Source organism: Arthrobacter sp. Y3223164 (genome assembly GCF_059091005.1).
Genome location: NZ_JBNHGF010000224.1, coordinates 1 through 4,788, shown reverse-complemented (window position 1 = coordinate 4,788; position 4,788 = coordinate 1). Strand labels below are relative to the sequence as shown.

The 4,788-nt window shown below is 69.5% G+C and carries 5 protein-coding genes; 2 read left to right on the top strand and 3 right to left on the bottom strand.

All coding sequences use genetic code 11. The annotated features are described in order from the left end of the window. Positions 1 to 715: Pr6Pr family membrane protein (locus tag AC5RUJ_RS11320; protein ID WP_494155880.1), on the top strand; the 715-nt coding region annotated here is incomplete at its 5' end. A gap of 43 nt (positions 716 to 758) precedes the next feature. Here the strand turns inward: AC5RUJ_RS11320 and ypfJ are convergent. Next, the gene (ypfJ, locus tag AC5RUJ_RS11315) at positions 759 to 1,658 is read right to left on the bottom strand and encodes a KPN_02809 family neutral zinc metallopeptidase (RefSeq protein ID WP_494127892.1); all 900 of its coding nucleotides are present in this window, start codon (positions 1,656 to 1,658) and stop codon (positions 759 to 761) included. Positions 1,659 to 1,803: 145 nt separating this feature from the next. Between ypfJ and abc-f the strand changes: the two genes are divergently transcribed. After that, on the top strand, positions 1,804 to 3,402 hold the full coding sequence (abc-f, locus tag AC5RUJ_RS11310) for a ribosomal protection-like ABC-F family protein (protein WP_494127891.1): 1,599 nt from the start codon (positions 1,804 to 1,806) through the stop codon (positions 3,400 to 3,402). Between the two features lie 111 nt (positions 3,403 to 3,513). Here abc-f and AC5RUJ_RS11305 read toward each other — a convergent pair whose 3' ends face one another. Together AC5RUJ_RS11305 and AC5RUJ_RS11300 are read right to left on the bottom strand one after the other, a co-directional pair. Further along, positions 3,514 to 4,413, bottom strand: coding sequence for an SURF1 family cytochrome oxidase biogenesis protein (locus AC5RUJ_RS11305; protein ID WP_494127890.1), 900 nt, complete (start codon positions 4,411 to 4,413; stop codon positions 3,514 to 3,516). Continuing rightward, on the bottom strand, positions 4,414 to 4,644 hold the full coding sequence (locus AC5RUJ_RS11300) for a hypothetical protein (RefSeq protein ID WP_493999662.1): 231 nt from the start codon (positions 4,642 to 4,644) through the stop codon (positions 4,414 to 4,416). Positions 4,645 to 4,788 lie beyond the last annotated feature (144 nt).

Here is a 4,788-nt window from a genome sequence, read left to right as displayed (position 1 = left end):
CGTCGGCATCACCGCCGTGCCGGCGGCGCCCGGCTATGGCGCGGCCCCCGCGCATGCCTGGTGGAACTACGCCAGCGCCCCGGGGGTGCAGGCCGCGCTGCTCGTCTTTGTGGTGAGCCTGACGCTGCTGATGGATTCGACCATGGCCGGGGGACGGCTCTGGCGGGCAGCCCGGACCGCCACCCTGGCGGCCATGCTGCTGGTCTTCCTGGCCCAGTTCACCCCGTTCGGGGGCTTTCCCGAAGCCGCCGGGCTGACCGCTGCCTGGGTGATGGCGGACCGGCTCCTGCATTACGTGCTGCCCGTCGTCGTCGTGACCGGCTGGCTCATCTTTGGTCCGCGGCCCCGCATCGGCGCCGGCGCCGTGACGGTCGGGCTGGCCTTCCCCGGTTTCTGGCTGCTCTGGACGGGCATCAGGGGTGCCGCGACGGGTTGGCTGCCGTACAGCCCCGGGACGGCGGGGCCGGGGGAGTTGCTGATGACGGGCATCGGCCTGATCCTGGTCTGGCTGGGGGCGGGCATGGTGTTCCTGCTGCTGGACACGACGATGGGCCGCGAGCCCGACGGATATCTTCCGGGATTCGGGCCCGGGGATCCCGACGAGGGCAGGGCCGGGACCTCCGGGGGCACCCCGCCGGCCGGGGTCTCCGGGGGTGCACCGCCGTTTGCCGCGGGCATCCGGGAGGCGGACCCCGTGGATCCACGGGACCTGTAGCTTTCGCGGGCTGCGTCCGGGAGTTGCAGCCTTCGCACCTGCGTCAGGCGGGTCGGTCGAGGTCCGGGGCCGAGAACGTATCGCACCGGCCGGCGTCACCGGTTTGGTAGCCGTGCAGGAACCAGCGCTGCCGCTGCTCGCTGGAGCCGTGCGTCCAGGTGTGGGGGTTGACCTGCCCCGCGGCGGCTTGCTGGATGCGGTCGTCGCCGACGGCGGCCGCGGCGGAGAGGGCGTCCTGCAGGTCCCGCTGGGTCAGCGGCTGCATGAAGGGTTCCCCGGTCCGTTCGTCGATCTGCTCGGTGGCGTTGCCGGCCCACACCCCGGCATAGCAGTCCGCCTGCAGTTCCACCCGGACTGCGCCGGATTCGGGTCCCTGGGGATCCTGCCGGGCGTAGCCGATGGCACCGGTGAGGTTCTGGATGTGGTGCCCGAACTCGTGCGCCACCACGTATTCCTCGGCCAGCGGCCCGCCGCTGGCGCCGAAGCGGGTGGTCAGTTCGGTGAAGAAGGAGGTGTCGAAATACGCGGTCTGGTCGGATGGACAGTAGAACGGGCCCACCGCGCTGCTGGCCCTGCCGCAGCCGGTGCTGACGCCGCCGTCGAACAGGACGGTCTGCGGGGCCGGGTACCGCATGTTGTAGCGGGGGAGATAGCCGGCCCAGAAATCGTTGAGGCTGTTGACGGTCCCCACGATGCGGCAGTCGGTGCGATCGTTGGCGTCCGCGCCGGTGCGGCATTCTTCCTGCAGGGCCGAACCACCCGGTTGCTGCTGTTCCTGGCCGGCGCCCAGGCCGAAGCCTTCCAGCACTTCGGGCGAAACGCCCAGGAGGCTGGCAATGAGGACGAGGAGGCCGCCGCCGCCGATGGCGATCTTGCCGCCCAGGCCGCCGCGGCGGTCCTGAACCTGTGACGTATCCAACTGGGAGCCGCGGGAGAAACTCATTCGCCAAGGATAACCGTCCGATCAGGGCGGGGCGGAGGGGTGGGGACGGCTTGGGTTGCCGGTAGACTGGAAAGGTTGATTTCCGCCCGTCCCGTCTGGACGGCGCCCGGGCATCCCTCCCGCACCCCTTCGAAAGGCTTCCACTGTGATTACCGTCAACGATCTTGAGCTGCGTGCCGGGGCCCGTCTGCTCATGGAGGCGGTGTCCTTCCGTGTGGACAAGGGCGACAAGGTGGGGCTGGTGGGCCGCAACGGCGCCGGCAAGACCACGCTGACCCGCGTCCTCGCCGGAGAAGGCATGCCTGCCGCCGGGACCGTGGTGCGCACCGGTGAAATCGGTTACCTGCCCCAGGACCCGCGCACCCCCGACATGGAACAGCTGGCCCGCGACCGGATCCTCTCGGTGCGGGGCCTCGACGTGGTGACCCGCAAGCTGCGGGAAGCGCAGTCGGACATGGCCAGCACCGACGCCGACGTCCAGGCCAAGGCGATGCGCCGCTACGACCGGCTGGAGGCCGAGTTCATCTCCGGCGGCGGTTACGCCGCCGAGGCCGAGGCGGCCGCCATCTCCTCCAACCTGGCCCTGCCGGAGCGGATCCTGAACCAGCCCCTGCGGACGCTGTCCGGCGGCCAGCGCCGCCGCGTCGAGCTGGCCCGGATCCTGTATTCCGGCGCCGACACCATGCTCCTCGACGAGCCGACCAACCACCTCGACGCCGACTCGATCAGCTGGCTGCGCGAGTTCCTGAAAAACCACCAGGGCGGCCTGATCGTGATCAGCCACGACACCGGGCTGCTGGAAGCGACCGTCAACAAGGTGTTCCACCTGGACGCCAACCGCGCGACCATCGACATCTACAACATGAACTGGAAGCGCTACCTGTCCCAGCGCGAGACCGACGAGCGGGCCCGCAAGCGTGAGCGCGCCAACGCCGAAAAAAAGGCCCAGGTCCTCATGGACCAGGCGAACAAGATGCGCGCCAAGGCCACCAAGGCGGTGGCGGCCCAAAACATGGCCAAGCGCGCCGAACGCCTGCTCAGCGGCCTGGACGAGGTGCGCGCACAGGACAAGGTGGCGGCCCTGCGCTTCCCCGATCCCGCACCCTGCGGCAAGACTCCGCTCACCGCCGAAGGCCTGAGCAAGTCCTACGGCTCGTTGGAGATCTTCACGGATGTGGACCTGGCCATCGACCGCGGCTCCCGCGTGGTCATCCTGGGCCTGAACGGCGCCGGCAAGACCACGCTGCTGCGCATGCTGGCCGGGGTGGACACCCCCGACACCGGCGATGTGCTGCCCGGCCACGGACTGAAGATCGGCTACTACGCTCAGGAACACGAAACCCTGGACGTGAACCGGACCGTGCTGGAGAACATGCGCTCGGCCGCCCCCGACCTGCAGGATGCCGAGGTGCGGAACATCCTCGGTTCCTTCCTGTTCTCCGGGGACGACGTGAACAAGCCCGCGGGCGTGCTGTCCGGCGGCGAAAAGACCCGGCTCGCCCTGGCCACCATCGTGGCGTCGTCGGCCAATGTGCTGCTGCTGGATGAGCCGACCAACAACCTGGACCCCGCCAGCCGGGCGGAAATCCTGGGCGCACTGCGCAATTACAGCGGCGCCGTCGTCATGGTGAGCCACGACGAAGGGGCCGTGGCGGCCCTGAACCCGGAGCGCGTCGTGCTGCTGCCGGACGGCGTCGAGGACCTCTGGAATGAGGACTACCTGGACCTGGTCACGCTGGCCTGATGCCGGGCATAGCGCCGTCGCAATCGAAATTGCCAAGGAGCGCGTCGCCGAGCGAGGAACGAGCGAGGTGTCTAAGCGCCGTGCAATTCAGGTTATAGACGGCGCTGCAGTTCAGTCGTCGCGGCTGAGCAGGGTGCCGTCGGTGCGGAACCCCTGGGCGTCCAGCAGGGCGTCTTCCTCTTCTTCGGCCGTCGGCCGCTTGCTCCGGCGTTTCGGGGCAGCGGCGCGCGGCGCCGGATTGGCCTGGTGGTATCCGCTCAGCGCCTCCTCTTCCTCCGCGTACCGGCTGTGGTGCGCCTGCTGGCGGGCGGCATAGCCGTAGCCGACAAACAGGAGCACACCGAAGGCGTACCACTGCATCGAGTACGACAGGTGCGGTCCTTCGTCGATGGCCGGTTTGGGGATCTGCACGGGCTGTACGGCCGCGGCGGGGGATTCCGACGCCATCAGGCCGTAGCTGCCCGTATGCACCGGGTACACCAGCTCGGCCGCATAGGCGTCCAGGTTAATGGACGCGAGCTGGCCTTCCGGGGCACCGCGGCTGACCGGGCCTTCGCCTGGCTTGACGCGCGCGACGACGGTGACGTCGCCTTCCGGGGCGGCGGGAACGGTGTCCGGATGGCCGGCCTGGTTGTTGCCGATCGGGAGCCAGCCCCGGTTAATCACGACGGCGCTGCCGTCCTGGAGGCGCAGCGGGGCAAGTACCTCGTAGCCAGGCCGGCCGTTCAGCGGGCGGTTGCGCACGATCCGCTGCCCGGCGTCGTCGTACTCGCCGGCGAGGACCACCGGCGTCCATTCCACCGCGTCATCGGCGCTGGCGAAGATGTCCGGCACCTCGCTGAACGGCACCGGATCGGCGTCGTAATTGTTCTCCACCGCTGCGATGACGTCGCGGGCCTGGTCCCGGCGGTCCATCTGCCAGTTGCCCAGCAGCACGCACACCGCGGCCAGCAGGGCAACGATCAGCAGCCAGCCCAGCCACTTGCCGCTGAGCAGGAATCGGTAGGACATTCAGGCACCTTCCAAGGGGAGCGTTTCGCGCCAGAGGCTGCGCTGGATGAGATAGTCCTGCAGCCACTCCCGGTGTCCACCGCACGCCAGCCAGATTTTGCGGCGCTCGGGGGTATGGATTTTCGGGTTGTTCCACAGCAGCTGCCACTGCGCGGCCTGACGGCAGCCCTTGCGCGAGCAGACGGGGGAGTCGGCCGCCAGCCCGCCGCCGAGCTGGTCCAAAAGATTCACGCGGCCGCCTTCCGCCGGCGCCGCTTGGTGACGGGGCTCAGGTTTCCGAGAAACGCGGACGGCTGGTCGTCGGCCTGGGGATCCTCCTGCGCGGCAGCGTCGGCAGCGAGGGGCCCGTCGGCTGCTGGGGCCGGGCGCGAGTGA

What these genes read in the sequence shown, in the direction of transcription:
- ypfJ (WP_494127892.1), bottom strand. Translation starts at nt 1,658, where the DNA reads ATGAGTTTCTCCCGCGGCTCCCAGTTGGATACGTCACAGGTTCAGGAC.
- AC5RUJ_RS11305 (WP_494127890.1), bottom strand. Translation starts at nt 4,413, where the DNA reads ATGTCCTACCGATTCCTGCTCAGCGGCAAGTGGCTGGGCTGGCTGCTG.